A 17,161-nucleotide genomic window follows, 5' to 3' on the forward strand; every position below is an offset into this window, starting at 1 on the left:
CTCCCCTCTCTCCTCCGGCCCCGCCTTCCGGCGGGGCTTTGTCGTGTGCGGTTATGCGGCTCGCTGCCGGGGCGTCTGTGACGCCCACAGCCCCCAGCGGCGGCCTTCGCCGGCGTCGTCTTCGACCCGGTCGGCGAAGTCGCGGCACTGCTGCTGAACGGGGCAGTTACCGCAGATGCGGCGGGCGTTGCGGTAGTGGTCGCCCGCCTTCTCGGGGTGGAACAGGTCGGGGTCGGTCTGGGCGCACAGCGCCTGATCCATCCAGGCGTAGGCGCTCACGCGGCGACCGCCTCGGGGCGCGGGCTCAGGCCCGTGTCCGGCTCCGGGTGGCGCAACATCTCCTGCTGCACGTAGTTGCGGGTGACGCCGAGCCGTTCCGCGGTCTGTTCGATGTCGAGGCCGGAGACCCGCATCAGTTCGCGTGCGTCGTGGGCGAGAGCGGCACCGCGGGAAGAGGCTGCGGCGCGGGCCTGCGCGAGCTGCCGGAACCGTTCGGTCTTAGGCAGGTCACTGCGCTCGTCGAGCCAGGCCCGGTGGGCGGACACGCATCGAGGGCAGACGGGGATGTCGTTGAGGTTGTGCGTCCACCATCCGCGGTCCGTCCCGCAGCAGCCCGTCCAGTCCGGGTGTGCGGTCGGGTCGTCGATGCGGTCGTCATCCCAGGCGATCGGCGGCGCCCACCCTTGCCGGGCAGCCCGGTTGCGGGAGGTGGTGGCGGCGGACGGCCGGATGTCGGTGGGCGGGTGTCCGCTGAGCCAGTCGTAGGCGGCGGCGATCCGGTCGCAGGTCATGCCGCGGACGTTGGCGGCACCGCCGAGGACGTCGTGGATGACGCTGTGGTCGACCCCGGACTCGGCGGCGACACCTTCGACGGTGTGGCCGATAGCGATGAGGGCTTGGATGCGGCGCCGGGTGCCGGTGGCGTTGACGGTCCTGCCGGGGGCGGGCCGGTACTTCACGGCGAGGAGGCGTTCGGCGGCTGTGCGGCGGATGAGCTGCTGGCCGTTGAGGATGCGGGCGATGGTGCAACTGGAGCTGTGGGCGGCGCGCCCGATGCGGACCCAGCCCATGCCTGCGTCGAGGAGTGTGCGGAGGTGGGCGGCGACGGGTTCGGCGGGGACGCGGACGGGCCTGCCGGAGAGGTTGGCGAGGGCGCGCATGGTGTCGGCCTTGTTCTTGGCGTCGCGGCAGGGCTGGCATTTGCATCCGGGGATGCCCTGTCCGGGCCGGCCGACGCCGCGGGCGGGGGTTCCGTGGGGCGGGAGCGGGCTGCGCTTGCCGCGGGTCGGGCGGTTCGGCAGGTTGCGGACGGCGGTGGTCACGGCGTCTCCTCTCGCTGTTCGGTGTCGGTGCTGTCGGCGGCGGCCTGCTGTTCGTCGGCGAGGTCGTCGATGTAGCGGGAGGCCCGGCGGAGTGCCCGCCAGGCGAGGGCGAGGACTATGGCGGCGGCGAGTAGGGCGAAGATCGGCCAGTGGCGGTCGATGAGGTCGCCGCCGGTCACCAGCGTGTTGGCGACGTCGAGGGGTGTCGGGCCCATCAGTTGTTCCTCCCGCGGATCCGTTCGATGGCGATGGACGCGGCGACGTAGCTGGCGCCGATCGCGGCCCCGGTGGCGATCAGGCCGAAGAACAGCCACAGCCAGCGGAACTCGTCGAGCAGGCGAGGGATCATGACGCCTCTCCGAACAGGCCGGTCATGTACGGCTTCGCGAGGCGTTGCACGACGAGCTGCGCGTGGGGTTCGTGCTGCTCGATGCCGATGGCGGAGAAGTTCTCCAGCCGTGCAGCTTCGAGGGTGGTGCCCGATCCGGCGAACGGGTCCAGCACGATGCCGCCGGGCGGGGTGACGAGGCGGACCAGCCACTGCATGAGGGTCAGCGGCTTCACTGTGGGGTGTGCGGCGCCGTCCGCGAGCCGTGGCCGTTCGGATGCGGGGGCTTTGGCCTCGTAGCGGAAGACGGGGAAGAACCGGGAGGCGCCGCCGGTGTCGCCGCCCGTCCAGGCTCCGCGTTCGCCGTCGGCGCCGTGGTAGCCCATTCCTCGTCCCTTGCTGGCGCGAGCGTTACTGCCCGTGATCCCGCTTTGCCGGTCCATGTCGGCGATCGGGCAGCCGGGTACGCATCCGTCGGAGCAGGCGTCACCGTCGGGCTGGCCGTGGTCGTCGAGGAGCGGCGGGTGGGTGAGGAGCACGTTCGTCGGCCAGCGGCCCGCGACGTGCGCAGAGTCTTCGCGCGTTCCGGTCCACTCGCCGTAGGCGTCGCCGTTGCGGTTGGAGTCGAGCCCGACGACGGATGCGCACTTGTCGCGGTAGTCCTGCCCGGCCGCAGTGCGGCAGCCGTCGATGTTGAGGCCGCCGGTGCCGTGAAGCAGTACATTCGCGACGGTCGATTCGTAGCCGGTCGATTTGCGGGCCAGGACGATCGGCTCATGCGCGGGCTTGAGCGCGGTGTTCCAGCCCTGCCACTGGCGGGCTGCGTCGGATGATGGAGCGGTAACGCGGTCGTCCCCGCTGTAATCGCCGAACAGGTGATCGCTCTTGCGTGTGGGGGCGTTGCGGGTTCCGATGACCTCGCGCAGGGACCAGGCCTCGCCCGTAGTTCCCTTGCGTCCATTCAGGTCTGCAACGACCGGGCGGATCTGAGTGTCGTCGAAGCCGAGTTCGTTACGGAGCCGGTCCCACTGTTCAGGCTGCGGAACGATCGCCGCCTTACCCTGAGTGGTCCACAGGCCGGCCATTCCGCTGTAGCCCCACAGGGCGTCGATCTGCCGGTTCGTCCAGCCGGCTGCGTCACGGGCCGCAGCAAGCCAGGCAGTCACCTGCAGCACTTGCTGGCGGTCGTCGCGCCGCTTGTCGATGGACTTGGCGATGTCCTGGCCCTTAGGGAAGCCGCTTCCGTAGATCCAGTGGAGGGAGTCGCGGATCTCGAAGCCGGCGTCTTCGATGGCGACGGTCATGCGGTGGTAGGTGCGGGTGCCGCCGAAGGCCAGGAGATGGCCGCCGGGCTTGAGGACGCGCCAGCACTGGCGCCACAGGTCGACGTTGTAGGCGATCCCGGAGGCGTCCCACGCTTTCCCCATGAAGCCCAATTCGTAGGGCGGGTCGCAGACGATGGCGTCGACGGACGCGTCGGGCAGGGTGGGAAGCACGGTGAGGCTGTCGCCGTGGTGGAGGGTGACCGCATCGTCCTGGTAGTAGACGTCCATCACGCGGCCCGCCTTTCGGCTGCGCGCTGCTGGCGTGCCGCGGCCCGGTCTTCGCGCCGCCGCTTGGCGACGGTTTCGCGCTGCCAGGCGGGGACGCCGATCCACTGGTGGACCATGGAGTGGCCGGCGCGGGCGGAGGTGGCGGCCCCGTGGTGGCGGACGATCCCGGCGTTCTGCAGGCGGATCGGCAGGCTGCCCCACATGCTCTTCGGCCGCGGCGGGTCGGGCAGCTTGTTCTTGCGGGCCACCTCGTCGATCGTGAACGGCTGGCCGGTGTCGGCGGCGGCCACGAACGCGGGCCACACCTCGTCGACCCAGGCCTCGTAGTCGTCGACGATCCGGCGGGAGACCGCGGGGGCGGCGGCGATCATCTTCGTGCCGTCGAAAGCCGGCTGGATGTGGGTCATGAGGCGTTCTCCTCGTCGGCGGGGATGGCTTCGATGCGGAGGCCGGGTTGCGAGCCGTTGACGGTGTGGCGGCAGCCGTCGGAGCTGGTGACGACGAAGTCGATGCCGCGCCGTCCGGCTCCCGACCACTGCAGGGCGTCGGTGATCTCGGCCTCGAACGTGACGCGGACCTTCGTGCCCTTACGGGCCAGCGCGCGAAGGCGGCCCTCCTCGTCGGAGAGGGCGCGCATGGGGCGCTGCTTCGGCGGGTGCAGGACGGTGACGCGGGTGGGCCGCAGGCCGGGCACCGGGTTGTCGCACCGGCAGGCGACCTGCTCGGGGTCCGGCGGCTGGACCTTGCACGACTTGCGGCACCGTCCGCAGTACCAAACCAGCAGCGTCGACTCGGGAAGTTCGGCGGTCACCACGCCACCCCCGTGTCCTGTCGGAGTACGGCGTTGACGATCGCCTCGTCGGGCGTCCAGAACCCGAGGGCGCCCTTCGCGGGCACCGGCTCCGGCAGGGCGATCACGTCGGCGAGGACCCAGTGGTAGGTCTCCTCGAACGCCCAGTAGCCGCAGCACTGCCACTCGTTCGACCAGTGGCAGCCGGTGATCGTGGCGACGGCGACGACCGCGGAGTACACATCCAAGTGCTCGCCGAACACTTCGGCGTTCCGGTCGGGCTGGGCGCCGGCGTGGATGAGGATGCGGGCGCCCTCGTGCTTCGCGGGCAGCTTCCACGTGCGGTTCTCGACGCGCTTCGACTGGTGGGCGATCGCGCCCGCCCAGGGCTGCCTGATCGTTAGGGCCCTCATGCTGCGGCTCCCGTTACGACGGGGAACTGGTCCCAGGTGCGGCCGTCGAGTTCGCGGCCGGCGCGCTTCTTGCCGAGGCGGTACATGGCGGTCAGGTGAGCTCGCCCGTGGTCGGCGCGGACCGCTTCGCCGTAGCGGGGGCCGTCGGGGTAGGCGAGGTCGCCGGGCTCGTAGACGGTGCCGTCGTCGGCAACGGTGATGTCCTTGCCGCGCGGGCCGATCTTCCCGTCGGGGCCCTTGACCCAGTCGACGCCCCACTCGCCCCACTGCTTGAACAGGAACGGAACGCCCGAGCTCACGCACTGGTTGCGGAGGGCGCGAGCCCAGTCGGGGTGCATGGGGCGGGCGCCGCGGCCGGACTCCCCGCCGACGATCACCCAGTCGATGTGCGGGCCGGTCGAGATGGGGGCCATCGTGAGGCCGGTGCCGGTGGTCGTGGCCTTCGTCTCGTCCCAGTAGGGGCGGCCGGTCAGCCAGTAGGTGAGCTTCGGCCGTCCGCGCCCGGGAATGATCGGCCCGTCCAGGTCGACGGGTCCGAGGAGCGGCTCGCACGACAGGAACCGCACCGCGGCCGGGGTGTCGAGGAGGGCGGGGATGCGGAGGTCGGCGCGCTTCTGGTCCTCGACGCTGACACCGAGCCACACGTTCGGCAGGGGCCAGGTGAAGTCGCCGCAGCCGGGCCGGGTCTGCTCGCGGTGGTCGTCGACGAGACGGATGAAGTCCTGGCTTCCGAGGAGGGCGCGCATCCGGCCGTGGCGCTTCGTCAGCACCTGGTAGGTGTGCTGCGGGGTCAGCGCCATGACCGCGAAGACGCGGGCGATGTACTCGTCGGGGATGTCCTTGTGGAACAGGTCAGACATGCTGTTGACGAAGACCTTGCGGGGCTTCTTCCAGCGCAGCGGCATGATCAGTGCGTTGGGGCGCAGCGTGAGGTCGAAGCCGTTCTCGAAGTGGTGGCCGGGCGTGCCGCGGAACCGCTCGGCGAACGTCTCGGCGTAGCAGTTGTCGCAGCCGGGTGTGACCTTCGTGCATCCGGTGACCGGGTTCCAGGTGGAATCGGTCCACTCGATCGTTGTCGTGTCGCTCATCTGTGGTCTCCTGGGTGAGCCGGGGCCGGCCGCATTACGGGTGCGGCCGGCCACCGGACGAGGCGGGCTAGAACGGAACGTCGGGGTTCGCGCTGCCGAGCAGGTGGTCGGTGAGCCGGGTCTTGACCGGCTCGGCGAGGTCGAGGCCCTCGCGGCGCAGCTCCCACACGAGGGCGCGGCCGTGGGTGGCGGCCTGCGAGTCGCGGCCGAGGATCAGGTCGCAGATGTGGGCGACGAGCGCCTCCTTGATCCGCTCGGGCATCGGATCCGCCGGCTCGGTGTGGACGGTGCTGGTCTGGTCGGTGGTCATGGTTCGTGGTCTCCTTCTGGGAGGCCGACCCGCCTGTTATCGGCGGGCGGGTCGGCCGTAACGGGGATGGGTCAGGCGGCGGTTGCGGCGTTGAGGCGGGCGACAAGTTCGCGGATGGCCTGCGCGCCAACGTGCTCGACGGGCGCACCGAGTTCTTCGTGGGCGAGGGCCTCGATGTCGTCGACGCCGTGCCGCTGGGCGAAGTCGCGGAGGGCCTGGACGGCGGCGGTGTGCTCGTCGTCGGTGTCGACGTCCACTACGTCTGAGGCGGCCGGCTGGGGCTCCGGGGCCGCCGCGGGGGCGGTGAGGGAGGCGACGGACAGCGGGGCCCGCTTGGGCTGGACGGCCTCGCCGTGGACGTAGCCGTCGAGTTCCTCGGCCGCGTAGGGCACTCCGTGCAGGACGTCACTTGCGATGAGCCGGCAGATCTCGCCGGTGGCGCGGGCGACGAGCATGGTCTGCGGCTGCTTCTTCCACTCCTTCTTCTCCAGGAGACCGAGCTGCCCGGCGCGATCCAGCGTCCAGGTGACGGTCTGCCAGGCGTCTTCGCCCTCGTCGGCCCGGCGCCCGGTGTACACGCACTTTTCTTGCGTGGACTCGACGAGCCGCACCTTGTGGCCGTGGGACATGACCAGGCCGCGCATGGCGTGGGCCCGCAGTGCCGGTGTCCCCTGGATGATGTCCATCGCCTTCAGGGAGGCCATCGGCTTCAGCCCCAGCTCGTGCCCGGCGAGGATGACGGCGGTGACCTCTTCCGGCTGGCCGCGGAGCTGGCCGGCGAAGGATGTCTTGGAGATGGAGACGGCGAGGTTGGAGATGACCTTTGCTTCTTCGGCCCACTTCATGAGGGCCGACTGCTCGCCCTGCGTGGCGGGCGGCGTCGGTACGGCGACGCCCTGCTGCTCGTCGCGGGTGGCAATTTCGTTGCTCACTTCAGGTACTCCTCGGCTTGGCGGAGGGTGTCCCAGCTCGGCATTCCGATCTGGGGGATTTCGGTGACGGGCCCGGTCCAGTCGGGCCAGTTGCCGGTGGTCTCGCACTCGGCGTAGAGCCGAAGGGCGCGTTCGTTGCGGGCGCGGCCGATGTCCCGGTCCTGGTCGGTGAGCTCCCGGACCGTGATCAGGTAGGGCGCGATCTTCGACTGGAAGACGAAGACGAACCGGGCGCCGTCGGGGGCGAGACCTGCGGCTTCGACGCCGTCGATGTAGAAGGCGTCCTGCTGGTGGTAGGCCCGGTCCTTGATGGCGCGGCTGATGGTGTCCGGCGCCGCATCCTTGATCGTCTTGTAGTCGCAGACGATCGACTCGCGCCGCCAGTCCGGGCGCACCCGACAGCGCACCCCGGTCGCCGAATCCGTCCAGTAGATCGACTGCTCGGCCTTGCCCGAACCGGGCGTAAACAGCGGGCCGGCGATCGGGTGCTGGCGGATCGCTTCCGCCATCGCCACGACCATGTCGTGGTCCTTGGTGAGGAGCGGGACCTTGCCGGCGAGGTAGGCCTCGTCGCGCTGGATCTGGGCGTCCTTCTTCCGCCAGTCCGGGAAGTCGATGACCTCCAGTTCCGGGCCCTCGCCGAGCACGTACAGGTGGGCGGCGTGCCCGAGGTCAAACTCCTTCTTCGGCGCCTGCGGGTGGTCGCGGTCGTACTTGAACTGGGCGGGGCAGCCCGGGTTCAGCAGGGCCCGCAGGCCGGACGAGGAGATCGACTTCTTGTCGGCGTGGTACGCCTCGGCGGACAGGCCGTCGACGACCTTCGGCGCCTCAACCTCCACGGCGGCGGTCATGCGGCGTCCAGGGGCATGGGCCGGGCGCAGGGCTCGCACAGTGGCTGGCGGGGTGCTCCGGCGAAGGGGCCGTCCTCGTCGCCGCAGCGGATGCAGGCGAGGCCCGCGGCTTTCTTCAGCTGGGCGATGCCGTCCTCGCGGTTGGCGGCGAGGTTCATGGCTTCGACGAGCTCGGGGTAGGCGCCGGCAAGGCAGGCGGTGTGGGTGATGTCAGCGGCGTCGATGGTCTGCATCAGTAGTTGGGTGAAGCGGCCGGGCTGGTATCCGCCGCGGTGGCCGTAGTGCCACAGCACGTGGCGCGCGGTTTCTGTGGTGCTTTCGGTGCTCATGGGTCTCGCTTTCGGGTGTGCGGTTGGACGACGGCCCGTCCCGACCGGGGGGTGGATGCGGGACGGGCCGCCTCGGAAGCCACGGCGCCAAGGGGGGTGCGCCGGCGGCAGGTCTGGAGTTGTGGATCAGGCGGCGCCGACGTCGGCCTGCTCCGTGCTGCCCTTGCTGACGACGTACTCGTCGACGGCGAACAGCCCTTCTTCCTGCGGCGGGAGCTGCTTCACGGCGGCGTTGATCTTCCGGCGGACCGCGTCGTAGCAGGGGCGGCACATCGCGGCGAGACGCTTGGCCGGCAGGGTGGCCGCCGTCACGAAGTCGCCCTCGTTGATCGGGTCGCGGGGCGTCGCGATGAGGACGACCTGGCCGACCTTCGAGATGCGCTTGCCGTTCTCCAGGTCGCACCGGCCCTGCACCCGCTTGCGGTCCGGGTCGTGCTTCTTGCCGCAGGCCCCGCGGCACTCGCAGCGGTGCTCGGCGTTCTTCATCACGGCGGTCCACAGGGCGGCGCCGACTATCGGTGGGCGGACGGTCATGAGATCGCCTCCGGCGCCGGGTGCTGCTCGATGACCGCGCGGATCGCCTTGACGGAGGGCGCGTAGTTCCCGGCCGGGCTGTCCGGGGTGACGGCGTGACCGTTGCCGAACAGGCGGACCTTGCCGGGGGCGCAGTCACGGGAGTGCCAGGTCAGCTTGTAGATCCACTTGCGTCCGCGGGCGTCGGGCATCTCCCCGTCGGCGAGCTGGCGGCCCACCTGCACCGTCACGAACGGGTCACCGTCGAAGTCGATGGACGTCCACTGCGCGAGGGCCAGCCACCCGTGCGCCTCGGCGTGGGCGATCAGCCCGGACGCCGCGGCCGGCAGCGCGTACCCGGCGGGCGGGATGGTGAGAATCTCCCGCAGACGCAGACTGATCGCCCGCTGCCGCTCCTTCGCCCACTCGCTCCACCCGTCCTTGCGGGCGGCGGCGCGGAGCTCGTCCTCCTCGTCGCAGAGGCGGTCGTACTCCTGCTTCAAGGTCTCGGTCGTTGTGGTCGTCATGGGATCCCTCCATGGGATGGTGAGTGGTGGACCCCCGTCGGCTGGACCCCGGCGGGGTTCTTGCGTTGGCCCGCCGACTGCCGGCCGGTGTCATCCGGCAGGCAGTCGGGAGTCAGATGGCGGTCGGCGCCCATCCGGGGGCGGCGGTGGCGAACGGCGCCTGGTGCAGCGGCTTGACGCAGTGCCGCCGGATCTCGTCGAGGCTGATCTCCTGCGTCCTGGTGACCGCGGTCTCTGCCCGGCAGGCGATGTCGAGTCGGCGCTGCAGTTCTGCGACCTCGCTCTCCAGGCCGGTCACCACCTCGGCATGCCGTTCATCGATGCGTGCGATCGTCGCGGCGTGGTCGCGGTCCTGGTCGTCGAGCTGGAGGCGCAGGCCGCGGATGCAGAGGTTGGCTCCGAAGAGGAGGAAGCGCAGCCGCGCACACTCGTCAGGGGCCCGGTGCCTGCGGACGGGCCGTTCGCGCCTGGCGATGCGGATGGGCATCAGGTCGGTGAAGGTCACTGCTCCCCCTCGGTGCTGTCGGTGCGGTACAGGTCTCGGATGACGCGGGCCACGAAGGCTGTCCAGGCGCAGCAGGCGACCGCGGTGGCGGCCCATATGGCGGCGCCCATCAGCCGTCGAGCCCGCTGCGGTCGACGTATCCGGCGGTCTGGCTGGCGGCGAAGTCCCGGGCGGTACGCAGGGCGTGGCCGACCTCCCTGGCACCTGCGACATCCGCCTCCAGCTCACGGACCCGGGCGTCCAGGCCGCGGATCGCATGTCGGGCCATCGCGTTCACGAAGCCCGCAGCAGGCGACAGGGCAGGCGCCGGGGCCGTCATGACGCCGCCTCCGCCCGCCGCTGCCCTTCACGGCAGAGCGTGTACTGGGCCTTGATGCGCTCGACCCGCACGTAGTAGTCGGCGACCGTCCACGGCCGGGCGCCCAGGGCGCGCCGCGCGAACTCCCCGTCGAGACGGACCAGGGCTTCCTCTGCCGCGTCTGCGAGCGGCCGGACCGCGGCGCTCATGCTGCGACCTTCAGCGATTCGGCGCGCCAGGCGGCGGTGCGGTGGTTGAGGTAGAGGACGAAGGTGACGCCGCCGTAGCGGGTGACCGCGGTGGTGTGCCAGTTGAAGGTGCCCTCGCGGGACTCCAGCCCGCCCGTATCGATGTCCAGGGCCTCGCACCAGGCGGCGAACGCGTCGGCTTCGTGGTTGAACTGGACGTCGATTACCTGCTCGGCGCCGAGGGTCGTGCCGCGGATGTGGAGGAGGGCGGCGGGCAGCTGCGGGTGGTTGACGGTGAGGGACTCCAGCGCGGTGATCGCCGGGGTCATGTCGGCCATGGTCAGAGCAGTCACGGGGTCTCCTCGGTTGCGGTTCGGCGTGTAGGCAGCGGCTGGCCGGCGAAGAAGCCCCGCAGTCGCTCGGCGGACTCGTCGGCGCGCTGCTCGTTCTGGCGGGCCACCAGGTCGGCGACCTGCTGCTCCAGGCGGTCCAGCGGCGTGTCCAGGTCGCGGATCGGGCGGGTCACCGGCCCTCACCGGCCTTGCGTCGCAGCAGGTCAGCGTGACGCTCGGCGTAGTCCGTGGCCGACCCGTATCGGATGTGGATGTCCGTGTCGGCGGCGACCAGATCGACAGCCTCACGGAAGGCTGCATCCCGCACTGCGGCAGCGAAAGCGTCCAGCAGCGCCTCGGTCTTGGCCTTGGCGTCCGTGTCGTTGCTGCTCGGAACGCTCCACCACAACAGGTCGGAGATCCGCTTGCGGGCAGCCTCGGGAGCGGCGGCCTGCCATTCGCTCTCCGACACCGGGTCGACGTGCGTGAGGCAGATATATGAGCCCTCGCCGTCGACCCAGACGACCGGGTCGCCGCTCGCCGACGTCGTCGCTACCGTGCGGGTACGGGTCACGAGGCGGCGCGTTGACGGGATGTCCTCCGGCCGGGCGCCCGGGTAGGCGAACACCGGCGTGCCGACCGGGTAGCGGGCGTTGAACTCGGCGGCGTTCACGCGGCACCGCCCATCTCAGGCCACGCCGGAAGCTCGGTAATGGCCTCGTCGGGCACGGTGGCCGCCACCAGCGCGACCATCTCGGTGTGGCCGATGCGCGCCTCAAGCTCCGTGCTGTAGCGCTGGCAATCCTGTTCAGCCCAGGAACCCTCGCCGAACACCATCGTCTCGAATAGGAGTGGCGGCCCATCGCCGTAGTTGTGATCGAGGCCCAGCCACACCGTCGACACGATGTGCACCGCAGACCGGTCACCCGACGCGACCTCAGTCAGGCCGACCCGCTTGTACTCCGCGTTGCCCAGAAGCTCGCTGGCGGTCGCGACGTCGATGAGGGCGCCGCCCTTGTCGTACCAGTTCATGCCGCACCCCCGAGTCCGAGCTGCTGGGGGTACTGGTCGGCGTAGTAGCGGTCCCACGTCTCGTCGAAGACCGGCCGGTGTCGCTCCGTCCACGCCTTCGTCTTACGGACCGACCCGTTCGGCAGATCCGTCTGGCGGGTGCCGATGTCCTCGCCGGTCTGCGCCGTGTAGATCCCGGCCGCACGCCGGCCGAACCACGACTGCACCGACTCGATGTCCGCGCGCTTCAGACCCTTGGCCTTCAGGAAGTCCGGGACGTACAGAGGGACATCGAGCGGGTCGACCTCCGGCTCCTCGCCCAGCGCGCGGGCTGCCACGAGGCGGCCCTTCGTCTCCAGCCACTCCCGGGAGACGATCGGCGCGAGGATCGACAGCACCTCGGCCTGCTGCTTCGCACGGGAGATCAGCGAGTCCAGCTGATCCCCGGAGGCCCGCGGGTTGATCGCGCCGCCCTGCGTCCAGTACGCCTCGATCGCGTCCGCAGTCTCGTTCTGGAAGGCGACCAGGGTCGGGCGGATGCTCTCGGCGACGCGGTTCTCGTTGACGTTCGCGAGGAGCATCAGGAAGGTGCGGACCGGGACGGTCAGGTGGTTGCGCACCTGGTCGTCGTCGGGCATCTGCATTGCCGTCTGAGCAATGGAGGCCCACGACCGGGTCTGCAGCTTGCGGTACTGCGCGGCGTAGCTGAGGCCCAAGTCCTCGATGGCGGGCTTCAGTGCGATGTGCGGCTGCCCGTCGACCAGCACGGTGTGGATGGAGCCAGCGGTGAGATCGAGTTTCACGACCTCGTGCGACGATGTGGACAAGGTCCACTCCTGTTCTCTAGCGGGATGTGTGGGTGGATCGCGCGGCCCGAGGGCCGCAGTGGCCCCGGCTGCCGGTCGACTCCGGCGGTTGGGGCCGCGGGGGTTACGCGGCAGCGCGGGCCGGCTTCGTGGAGCTGCGGCGGAGCCGGGCGATCCTGGACCGGTCGGCGGGGATCTGGCAGAGCGTGCGGATCTCGCGGAGGTTGTCCTCGGAGAGCCACTTGGCGCGGCCGAGCCGGGTGTGGGGGAAGCCGTGATGGTTCAGGCCATCCAGTAGCCAGCGTTCGCCGCAGCCGAGTGCCGCGGCTGCTTGGCGGGGCTTCATGTAGCCGTCGCGGTACATGAGCGAGTCGATGTCCACGGTGGGGGTGTCGGGGGCCGACATGGTCACCTCGTTTCTGGGGGGTCCTCGGCTGGGGCGAGGAGCTGTTCGTCGGTGGACTTGAGTGCTTTGCGGAGCCGGGTGTATCTCGGCGCCCCCATGTGCTCCCGGGTGCCGGTTTCCAGGCGCTGCAGGTAGCTGCGGCTGATGCGTGCTGCTGCTGCCGCCTGTCTGACTGAGAGGCCTTGGCGCATGCGCTCTTTGCGGAGCGATGGCCCATGCACCGTGTAGGTGGCTGGGGTTCTTGCCATGAGTAGAACCTACGAGTTTCTGCGTGTTCACGCTACTGCTACCACGCAGTAACATGTAGATACACGCAGGATCGAGGCGGCGAACGCGCGTTCGAGCGTCACTTCAGCGTCAAGGTTCAGGCCAGAAAAGGGGGTGTTCCTAGCTGTTCCTGAGAGCCCCTGCGATGATGTGCGTCATGGCACCCCCATATGACGAAAGTGCACTTCAGAGGCTGGCGACACTCGTGATGCGTCGGCGCGTGGAGCTGAAGATGAGCAAGATCGATGTCGCCCGAGCTGCCGAAATCCAGATCAACACCTACGACAAGGTCGAAGGCGGCAAGTCGGTACGACCACTCACTTACGAGAAGATCGAGACAGTCATTCACTGGGCGCGGGGCAGCTGCGACGACTTCCTCCGCCAGAACATTCCGCCCACCCCGGTGGAGGACAGGCCCAGCGGCGCGGTCGTCTCACCCGTGCGACCGGGAGACCTCGCGGCCGATGTGGGCGACGCCGTGCAGGATGCACTCATCGCCGTAAGTGACGACCTGACGGCCTCGCAGATCCGCGAGTTGAAGCGACAGGTAGTCGATGAGGTGCTCAACCGATGGAAAAAGCGCGGTATTGACCACAACTGATCACGGGCCACGTACAACCTTTTGACTTTACCTTTTTGTTACCTCGAAACCGGCGCCACTTGGGACGAACCCGGTCACAACAGTTCGCCAACGTGGCACCATCCCTGAGTACTTGGGAGGTTCCCTCTCACCCGAAAGGGGGAGCCCATGCACGAACTGCTCACTGCCGACCTGGGGTCCGACTTCTACGGCTTTCAAGGTCGAATAGCTGGGAGAATCGTGTGTGTCGCGACGCCCCGGGTCGAGCACGACGCACAAGCCAGACGCACCGTGCGAGACCTGATCAAGCGTCAAGGAGGCGACTGCGCCGCTTGTCAGGCCTGCATCATCGGCCAGCACGAGTAGCGCAGCCGCGGCGGAGGGGCCGGCGGCAGGGGTGCCAGCCGGCCACCCGCACCAGCACCCAAGGGGCAGCAGATGGCCTACGTCGAGTGGCGCGGAAACACCTGTCGAGTCGTATGGAACACGCGCAAGAAGGATGACCGCGGCAAGTGGATCTATGACCAGAAGGGCGGCTTCACCGACGAGGCGGAGGCCAAGAACTACGGCCTCGACCGTGAAGCCGAGATCCGTGCCGACGACTACATTTCCCGCCGTGACGGCGCCACGACCGTCGCGGAGTACGCCAAGACCTGGCCCGCCACCCTCGACGTGGGGCACCTGCGCGAGAAGGCGATCCGGTCGATGCTGCGCCTCTACATCGTTCCCCGGTGGGGTGATACCGCAGTCGGAGACATCCTGCCGTCCGCCTACAAGGCGTGGAAGAAGCAGCTCAAGGACATGCCCAACGTCGGACTGAAGTACGGCGAGGAGATCCTCACCATCTTCTCGATGCTCATGGACGACGCAGTGGACGACGGGCTGCGCAAGGCGTCCCCAGTGCCGAAGGGGAAGAAGCAGCGCCGCGGCCGGTACAAGAAAAAGCCGCGGGAGCGCAAACGCGAGATGCACATCGAGGACGTGCACCAGCTGGCGTGCAACGCTCTGGCCTTCTGGGGACTCGACGGCTTCGTCTTCGTGTGGACGATGACCACGACCGGCATGCGGCCGGCGGAGCTGTACGCCCTACGTCGCGTCTACTGCCACCCTGCCTGGCCGGACTCTGACCCGCTCGATGACCCAGAGGAGGAAGACCGGGAGGAGCGGCACGCCGAGGATCTCCTGCGCTATGGCGCGAACCTGATGCCAGCGGTTCGCGTGCAGTGGCAGCACCAGCGCGAGGGGGGTGCACTGAAGGAGTTCCCGCCGAAGTACGAGTCGCAGCGCACCCTGGTGATCCCGCCGTTCCTCGTGGAACTGCTGGAGCTGCTTCTGAAAAGCCACGACGGGGATCACGTGTTCCGGTCGATCTCTGGCGGTCTACTGGCGAATGCCAACTTCACCTACCACTACTGGCGCCCGATCGCCGACGGCCGTGACGCATCGGCAGAGTTCGAGCGGGTGCGGCTGGGGCAGCAGCAGACTGTGACTTCACGTCGTCCGGTCGCCGCGATCCCTGCGACGGCCTATGCAGGCAAGCGGCTGTACCTGCTCCGCCACGGCCACAAGGAGTGGATCGACGAGGCGGGTGGGGTGCACTCCCGTATCGCCGTGGAGACGCGGATGGGACACGAGGTCGCGGGCGTGGAGGGGTTGTATGCGAACGTGACAACGGCGATGGAGCAGCGGATGATGGATTCGCTGCAGGAGCGCTTCGAGTGCTTCGTGCGGGAGGCGGAATGGGAGACGGCAGCGAGTTCTCCCAGCTCTCTCCCAGATGGTCTCGCCGAGTGGTGGAACCGGCAGGTCACAGCCGCCAGAGCTGCCCATCGATGCACTGGTTCATGAAGTTCATCACGACGAAGAGCTTCATGCCGTTCGTCTACTACCGCATCGCGCTCGGCATCCTGATCATCGTGCTGGTCAGCATGGGTGCGCTGAGCCCGCACGCGGCGGAGTCTTCGGGCTGACGCCCCCGGACCACGTACCGAGGTACAGAAGTCCGGGTGAGGTTCCGGACAGAACGAAGCCGCCCGCATGGTTCCCCCGTGGCGGGCGGCTTCGCGCTCGGTGTCCTGAGATCCGACTCGGCGGCGGGATTCGCGTCCGCGTCACCGTCTCCGCGGGAGAGGTGACAGCCGCCTTCGCACCTGGACGTGCACGACGGTAGCGGCTACGGCTCCCGCGGGCACCCGAATAAAACCGGGGCGGCCGGTGGACGCCGGTCAGCCGGTCAGCCGGTCGGGAACGGCTTCGCCCAGGGTTCGCGTGCGATCCCCAGTCCGTTGAGCACGTACGCGATGGTGCGGTACCAGCCCGCCAGGACCAGGACCTCAAGGGCTTCCTCTTCCCCGAGGTGCGCCCGGAGCGCGGTCCAGGCCTCGTCGTCGAGGCGGGCCGTGTCGTGGAGCTGGTCGACGGCCGCCAGGAGGGCGCTCTGACGGGGCGTCCACGCCGGGTCGTGCGGGGTGCCGGTGACGGTCAGGGTGAGCTGCTCCGCGGTCAGGTCCGCGGCCTCGGCGTACGCCACCGCGTGGGCGCCCCACTCGTAGGCGCAGTCGCAGCGGGCCGCCACCCGGAAGATGACCAGTTCGCGGTCGGCATCGGGCAGCAGGCCGTGGGCGAGGAGGCTCGCGCCGAGTTCCCGCATACGGGAGGCGAGGTCGGGATGGCGTTCCAGGACCTTGAAGAGCATCAGGGGTTCCTGGGTGACGCCGGGTGGCATCCAGCGGCGTAAGGCGCGCTCGGACTCGGGATCGTAGGGCGGCGTGATGCCGTCGATGCGCTGCTTCATGCCTGCCGACTCTTGCGCTTCTGTTTTAGAAGCGCAAGAGTCGTCACACACAAGGACAGCGCGGCGAGTTGTCGGTTCGGTGAGTCGATCGGGGTGGCGAGTCGATCGGGGTGATGAGTCGACCGGCGCGGGGAGGAGAGGGTTTGGGCACGACACCTCGTCACGGTCGGCCGGTGCGCGGTTCGGACACCGGTCGTCCCGTGATGGCCGCGCTGGATCTCCTCGGCCGCCGCTGGACGCTCCGGGTGATCTGGGAACTTCACCGGGGCGGCGCGCCGGTCGGTTTCCGCGATCTCCAGCGGCGCTGCGACGCCATGTCCTCCAGCGTGCTGTCCGCCCGGCTCGGCGAACTCCGCGAGGCGGGGATCGCCACCCCCACGGACGGGGCGGCCTGGCACCTCACCCCGCTGGGCGACGACCTCGTGACCGCGATGGGCCCTCTGCTCGACTGGTCACACACGTGGGCGGAGCGACGGTAAGACGTCCGAGAGGCGGCAGTGATGCGCCAGTGAGGTGACGCACATCGCCCCCTCTCCCCACTCGGTGGCCCTGAAACGTTTATTGCGTGACCAAGCGCATACGGCATGGGTAGTCATCTGGTAGCGCACTGTCAGTCCTTGGCCTTACGCTGATGCGCATGTCCACCCATTCTCCGAGCCCTGGTTCCGTGCGGTCAGCGGCCGCACTGAATGAGCAGATCCGAGCGTTATGGATACGTGCGGGCGGTTACCTCTCGCCCCAGGAGCGCGTCGAGTACGAGCTGCTGGTCGTGCAGTGGGCCGCCGCGGTGCGCGCAGAGATAGTCGAAGCGGCGTGACCTCCGGGGCGCGGCCTCCGTGACGGAGCCCCGCCCCCTCCTACCGACCCGGCGCGCCCGACCCGTCCGACCCACCTGGCCGTAGGGCCTCTCCGCCGGGCCCTGCGCTCAACAGCCGCCCGTACCCCGCCACTTCGGTTGTCGGCGGTCAGCGTTCAGTCCGCCCACCTCAGCCCCAGGCGCGCCGCCCGCGCACGACCG

30 protein-coding genes and 1 pseudogene are annotated in these 17,161 nt (G+C 69.4%); 5 read left to right on the forward strand and 26 right to left on the reverse strand.

Annotated elements, in window-relative coordinates; all coding sequences use genetic code 11:
- Nucleotides 1–51: 51 nt before the first annotated feature.
- The 25 genes from K3769_RS04690 to K3769_RS41075 all read right to left on the reverse strand — a co-directional run bounded on the left by K3769_RS04690 (nt 52) and on the right by K3769_RS41075 (nt 12,750).
- Nucleotides 52–279 carry a WhiB family transcriptional regulator gene (locus K3769_RS04690; protein ID WP_267025193.1) on the reverse strand — a complete coding sequence of 76 codons (228 nt, stop codon included), beginning with the start codon at nt 277–279 and terminating at the stop codon, nt 52–54.
- Nucleotides 276–1,322 carry a hypothetical protein gene (locus K3769_RS04695; RefSeq protein WP_267025194.1) on the reverse strand — a complete coding sequence of 349 codons (1,047 nt, stop codon included), beginning with the start codon at nt 1,320–1,322 and terminating at the stop codon, nt 276–278. Before K3769_RS04695 ends, K3769_RS04690 begins: the two co-directional genes overlap by 4 nt.
- Nucleotides 1,319–1,537, reverse strand: coding sequence for a hypothetical protein (locus tag K3769_RS04700; RefSeq protein WP_267025195.1), 219 nt, complete (start codon nt 1,535–1,537; stop codon nt 1,319–1,321). Before K3769_RS04700 ends, K3769_RS04695 begins: the two co-directional genes overlap by 4 nt.
- Nucleotides 1,537–1,671 (reverse strand): hypothetical protein, encoded by a 135-nt coding sequence (locus K3769_RS04705; RefSeq protein WP_267025196.1) that lies wholly within the window; start codon nt 1,669–1,671, stop codon nt 1,537–1,539. Before K3769_RS04705 ends, K3769_RS04700 begins: the two co-directional genes overlap by 1 nt.
- Nucleotides 1,668–3,203, reverse strand: a complete 1,536-nt coding sequence (locus K3769_RS04710) for a DNA methyltransferase (RefSeq protein ID WP_267025197.1) — start codon at nt 3,201–3,203, stop codon at nt 1,668–1,670. Before K3769_RS04710 ends, K3769_RS04705 begins: the two co-directional genes overlap by 4 nt.
- A complete protein-coding gene (locus tag K3769_RS04715; protein ID WP_267025198.1) occupies nt 3,203–3,610 on the reverse strand; it encodes a hypothetical protein in 408 nt (135 codons plus the stop codon). Before K3769_RS04715 ends, K3769_RS04710 begins: the two co-directional genes overlap by 1 nt.
- Entirely contained in the window at nt 3,607–4,014 is a 408-nt protein-coding gene (locus K3769_RS04720) for a hypothetical protein (protein ID WP_267025199.1), read from the reverse strand. The genes K3769_RS04715 and K3769_RS04720 overlap by 4 nt, the downstream gene beginning before the upstream one ends.
- The gene (locus K3769_RS04725) at nt 4,011–4,406 is read right to left on the reverse strand and encodes an ASCH domain-containing protein (RefSeq protein WP_267025200.1); all 396 of its coding nucleotides are present in this window, start codon (nt 4,404–4,406) and stop codon (nt 4,011–4,013) included. Before K3769_RS04725 ends, K3769_RS04720 begins: the two co-directional genes overlap by 4 nt.
- Nucleotides 4,403–5,494: a DUF5131 family protein gene (locus K3769_RS04730; RefSeq protein WP_267025201.1), complete on the reverse strand. Its 1,092-nt coding sequence runs from the start codon at nt 5,492–5,494 to the stop codon at nt 4,403–4,405. Before K3769_RS04730 ends, K3769_RS04725 begins: the two co-directional genes overlap by 4 nt.
- Before the next feature lie 67 nt (nt 5,495–5,561).
- The gene (locus tag K3769_RS04735) at nt 5,562–5,804 is read right to left on the reverse strand and encodes a hypothetical protein (RefSeq protein ID WP_267025202.1); all 243 of its coding nucleotides are present in this window, start codon (nt 5,802–5,804) and stop codon (nt 5,562–5,564) included.
- Between the two features lie 71 nt (nt 5,805–5,875).
- On the reverse strand, nt 5,876–6,736 hold the full coding sequence (locus K3769_RS04740; protein WP_267025203.1) for a hypothetical protein: 861 nt from the start codon (nt 6,734–6,736) through the stop codon (nt 5,876–5,878).
- Entirely contained in the window at nt 6,733–7,587 is an 855-nt protein-coding gene (locus tag K3769_RS04745) for a PD-(D/E)XK nuclease-like domain-containing protein (protein WP_267025204.1), read from the reverse strand. Before K3769_RS04745 ends, K3769_RS04740 begins: the two co-directional genes overlap by 4 nt.
- Complete coding sequence (locus tag K3769_RS04750; RefSeq protein ID WP_267025205.1) at nt 7,584–7,916, reverse strand: hypothetical protein; 333 nt, start codon at nt 7,914–7,916, stop codon at nt 7,584–7,586. The genes K3769_RS04745 and K3769_RS04750 overlap by 4 nt, the downstream gene beginning before the upstream one ends.
- 126 nt (nt 7,917–8,042) lie before the next feature.
- On the reverse strand, nt 8,043–8,450 hold the full coding sequence (locus K3769_RS04755) for a hypothetical protein (RefSeq protein ID WP_267025206.1): 408 nt from the start codon (nt 8,448–8,450) through the stop codon (nt 8,043–8,045).
- Complete coding sequence (locus tag K3769_RS04760) at nt 8,447–8,956, reverse strand: hypothetical protein (RefSeq protein WP_267025207.1); 510 nt, start codon at nt 8,954–8,956, stop codon at nt 8,447–8,449. Before K3769_RS04760 ends, K3769_RS04755 begins: the two co-directional genes overlap by 4 nt.
- A 112-nt stretch (nt 8,957–9,068) precedes the next feature.
- Nucleotides 9,069–9,461 (reverse strand): hypothetical protein, encoded by a 393-nt coding sequence (locus K3769_RS04765; protein WP_267025208.1) that lies wholly within the window; start codon nt 9,459–9,461, stop codon nt 9,069–9,071.
- A 109-nt stretch (nt 9,462–9,570) separates the two neighbouring features.
- On the reverse strand, nt 9,571–9,780 hold the full coding sequence (locus tag K3769_RS04770; protein WP_267025209.1) for a hypothetical protein: 210 nt from the start codon (nt 9,778–9,780) through the stop codon (nt 9,571–9,573).
- Nucleotides 9,777–9,968 carry a hypothetical protein gene (locus K3769_RS04775; protein ID WP_267025210.1) on the reverse strand — a complete coding sequence of 64 codons (192 nt, stop codon included), beginning with the start codon at nt 9,966–9,968 and terminating at the stop codon, nt 9,777–9,779. The genes K3769_RS04770 and K3769_RS04775 overlap by 4 nt, the downstream gene beginning before the upstream one ends.
- Nucleotides 9,965–10,300 carry a hypothetical protein gene (locus K3769_RS04780; RefSeq protein WP_267025211.1) on the reverse strand — a complete coding sequence of 112 codons (336 nt, stop codon included), beginning with the start codon at nt 10,298–10,300 and terminating at the stop codon, nt 9,965–9,967. Before K3769_RS04780 ends, K3769_RS04775 begins: the two co-directional genes overlap by 4 nt.
- Nucleotides 10,297–10,473, reverse strand: coding sequence for a hypothetical protein (locus K3769_RS04785; RefSeq protein WP_267025212.1), 177 nt, complete (start codon nt 10,471–10,473; stop codon nt 10,297–10,299). Before K3769_RS04785 ends, K3769_RS04780 begins: the two co-directional genes overlap by 4 nt.
- Entirely contained in the window at nt 10,470–10,952 is a 483-nt protein-coding gene (locus K3769_RS04790; protein ID WP_267025213.1) for a hypothetical protein, read from the reverse strand. Before K3769_RS04790 ends, K3769_RS04785 begins: the two co-directional genes overlap by 4 nt.
- Nucleotides 10,949–11,311: a hypothetical protein gene (locus K3769_RS04795; RefSeq protein WP_267025214.1), complete on the reverse strand. Its 363-nt coding sequence runs from the start codon at nt 11,309–11,311 to the stop codon at nt 10,949–10,951. Before K3769_RS04795 ends, K3769_RS04790 begins: the two co-directional genes overlap by 4 nt.
- On the reverse strand, nt 11,308–12,117 hold the full coding sequence (locus K3769_RS04800; protein ID WP_267025215.1) for a phage antirepressor N-terminal domain-containing protein: 810 nt from the start codon (nt 12,115–12,117) through the stop codon (nt 11,308–11,310). The genes K3769_RS04795 and K3769_RS04800 overlap by 4 nt, the downstream gene beginning before the upstream one ends.
- 103 nt (nt 12,118–12,220) lie before the next feature.
- Entirely contained in the window at nt 12,221–12,502 is a 282-nt protein-coding gene (locus tag K3769_RS04805; RefSeq protein ID WP_267025216.1) for a hypothetical protein, read from the reverse strand.
- A gap of 2 nt (nt 12,503–12,504) precedes the next feature.
- Nucleotides 12,505–12,750, reverse strand: coding sequence for a helix-turn-helix domain-containing protein (locus K3769_RS41075; RefSeq protein WP_372514863.1), 246 nt, complete (start codon nt 12,748–12,750; stop codon nt 12,505–12,507).
- A gap of 251 nt (nt 12,751–13,001) precedes the next feature.
- Between K3769_RS41075 and K3769_RS04810 the strand changes: the two genes are divergently transcribed.
- From K3769_RS04810 to K3769_RS04820, 3 genes and pseudogenes are all read left to right on the forward strand, one after another.
- Nucleotides 13,002–13,370, forward strand: a complete 369-nt coding sequence (locus K3769_RS04810) for a hypothetical protein (protein ID WP_267025217.1) — start codon at nt 13,002–13,004, stop codon at nt 13,368–13,370.
- A 417-nt stretch (nt 13,371–13,787) separates the two neighbouring features.
- Nucleotides 13,788–15,197: a site-specific integrase gene (locus K3769_RS04815; RefSeq protein ID WP_267025218.1), complete on the forward strand. Its 1,410-nt coding sequence runs from the start codon at nt 13,788–13,790 to the stop codon at nt 15,195–15,197.
- Nucleotides 15,188–15,319, forward strand: a pseudogene (locus tag K3769_RS04820) (undecaprenyl-diphosphatase); the annotation flags it as partial. The gene K3769_RS04815 and the pseudogene K3769_RS04820, both read left to right, overlap by 10 nt.
- Nucleotides 15,320–15,582: 263 nt before the next feature.
- On the opposite strand, the gene K3769_RS04825 reads toward K3769_RS04820, so the two are convergent.
- Complete coding sequence (locus tag K3769_RS04825; protein WP_267025219.1) at nt 15,583–16,143, reverse strand: carboxymuconolactone decarboxylase family protein; 561 nt, start codon at nt 16,141–16,143, stop codon at nt 15,583–15,585.
- Between the two features lie 203 nt (nt 16,144–16,346).
- Here K3769_RS04825 and K3769_RS04830 point away from each other — a divergent pair, with 203 nt between their 5' ends.
- Both K3769_RS04830 and K3769_RS04835 read left to right on the forward strand, forming a co-directional pair.
- Nucleotides 16,347–16,622, forward strand: coding sequence for a winged helix-turn-helix transcriptional regulator (locus K3769_RS04830; RefSeq protein ID WP_267031243.1), 276 nt, complete (start codon nt 16,347–16,349; stop codon nt 16,620–16,622).
- Nucleotides 16,623–16,780: 158 nt separating this feature from the next.
- On the forward strand, nt 16,781–16,960 hold the full coding sequence (locus K3769_RS04835) for a hypothetical protein (protein ID WP_267025220.1): 180 nt from the start codon (nt 16,781–16,783) through the stop codon (nt 16,958–16,960).
- The last annotated feature ends 201 nt before the right edge of the window (nt 16,961–17,161 follow it).

The organism is Streptomyces ortus (assembly GCF_026341275.1).
Taxonomy (GTDB): Bacteria; Actinomycetota; Actinomycetes; order Streptomycetales; family Streptomycetaceae; genus Streptomyces; species Streptomyces ortus.

Excerpts from the sequence above, each read along its gene's own strand:
- K3769_RS04710 (WP_267025197.1), bottom strand. The coding sequence starts at position 3,203 with ATGGACGTCTACTACCAGGACGATGCGGTCACCCTCCACCACGGCGAC.
- K3769_RS04700 (WP_267025195.1), bottom strand. The coding sequence starts at position 1,537 with ATGGGCCCGACACCCCTCGACGTCGCCAACACGCTGGTGACCGGCGGC.
- K3769_RS04730 (WP_267025201.1), bottom strand. The coding sequence starts at position 5,494 with ATGAGCGACACGACAACGATCGAGTGGACCGATTCCACCTGGAACCCG.
- K3769_RS04745 (WP_267025204.1), bottom strand. The coding sequence starts at position 7,587 with ATGACCGCCGCCGTGGAGGTTGAGGCGCCGAAGGTCGTCGACGGCCTG.
- K3769_RS04735 (WP_267025202.1), bottom strand. The coding sequence starts at position 5,804 with ATGACCACCGACCAGACCAGCACCGTCCACACCGAGCCGGCGGATCCG.
- K3769_RS04725 (WP_267025200.1), bottom strand. The coding sequence starts at position 4,406 with ATGAGGGCCCTAACGATCAGGCAGCCCTGGGCGGGCGCGATCGCCCAC.
- K3769_RS04715 (WP_267025198.1), bottom strand. The coding sequence starts at position 3,610 with ATGACCCACATCCAGCCGGCTTTCGACGGCACGAAGATGATCGCCGCC.
- K3769_RS04775 (WP_267025210.1), bottom strand. The coding sequence starts at position 9,968 with ATGAGCGCCGCGGTCCGGCCGCTCGCAGACGCGGCAGAGGAAGCCCTG.
- K3769_RS41075 (WP_372514863.1), bottom strand. The coding sequence starts at position 12,750 with ATGGCAAGAACCCCAGCCACCTACACGGTGCATGGGCCATCGCTCCGC.
- K3769_RS04755 (WP_267025206.1), bottom strand. The coding sequence starts at position 8,450 with ATGACCGTCCGCCCACCGATAGTCGGCGCCGCCCTGTGGACCGCCGTG.
- K3769_RS04825 (WP_267025219.1), bottom strand. The coding sequence starts at position 16,143 with ATGAAGCAGCGCATCGACGGCATCACGCCGCCCTACGATCCCGAGTCC.
- K3769_RS04795 (WP_267025214.1), bottom strand. The coding sequence starts at position 11,311 with ATGAACTGGTACGACAAGGGCGGCGCCCTCATCGACGTCGCGACCGCC.
- K3769_RS04815 (WP_267025218.1), top strand. The coding sequence starts at position 13,788 with ATGGCCTACGTCGAGTGGCGCGGAAACACCTGTCGAGTCGTATGGAAC.
- K3769_RS04705 (WP_267025196.1), bottom strand. The coding sequence starts at position 1,671 with ATGATCCCTCGCCTGCTCGACGAGTTCCGCTGGCTGTGGCTGTTCTTC.
- K3769_RS04770 (WP_267025209.1), bottom strand. The coding sequence starts at position 9,780 with ATGACGGCCCCGGCGCCTGCCCTGTCGCCTGCTGCGGGCTTCGTGAAC.
- K3769_RS04750 (WP_267025205.1), bottom strand. The coding sequence starts at position 7,916 with ATGAGCACCGAAAGCACCACAGAAACCGCGCGCCACGTGCTGTGGCAC.
- K3769_RS04810 (WP_267025217.1), top strand. The coding sequence starts at position 13,002 with ATGAGCAAGATCGATGTCGCCCGAGCTGCCGAAATCCAGATCAACACC.
- K3769_RS04835 (WP_267025220.1), top strand. The coding sequence starts at position 16,781 with ATGTCCACCCATTCTCCGAGCCCTGGTTCCGTGCGGTCAGCGGCCGCA.
- K3769_RS04760 (WP_267025207.1), bottom strand. The coding sequence starts at position 8,956 with ATGACGACCACAACGACCGAGACCTTGAAGCAGGAGTACGACCGCCTC.
- K3769_RS04830 (WP_267031243.1), top strand. The coding sequence starts at position 16,347 with ATGGCCGCGCTGGATCTCCTCGGCCGCCGCTGGACGCTCCGGGTGATC.
- K3769_RS04805 (WP_267025216.1), bottom strand. The coding sequence starts at position 12,502 with ATGTCGGCCCCCGACACCCCCACCGTGGACATCGACTCGCTCATGTAC.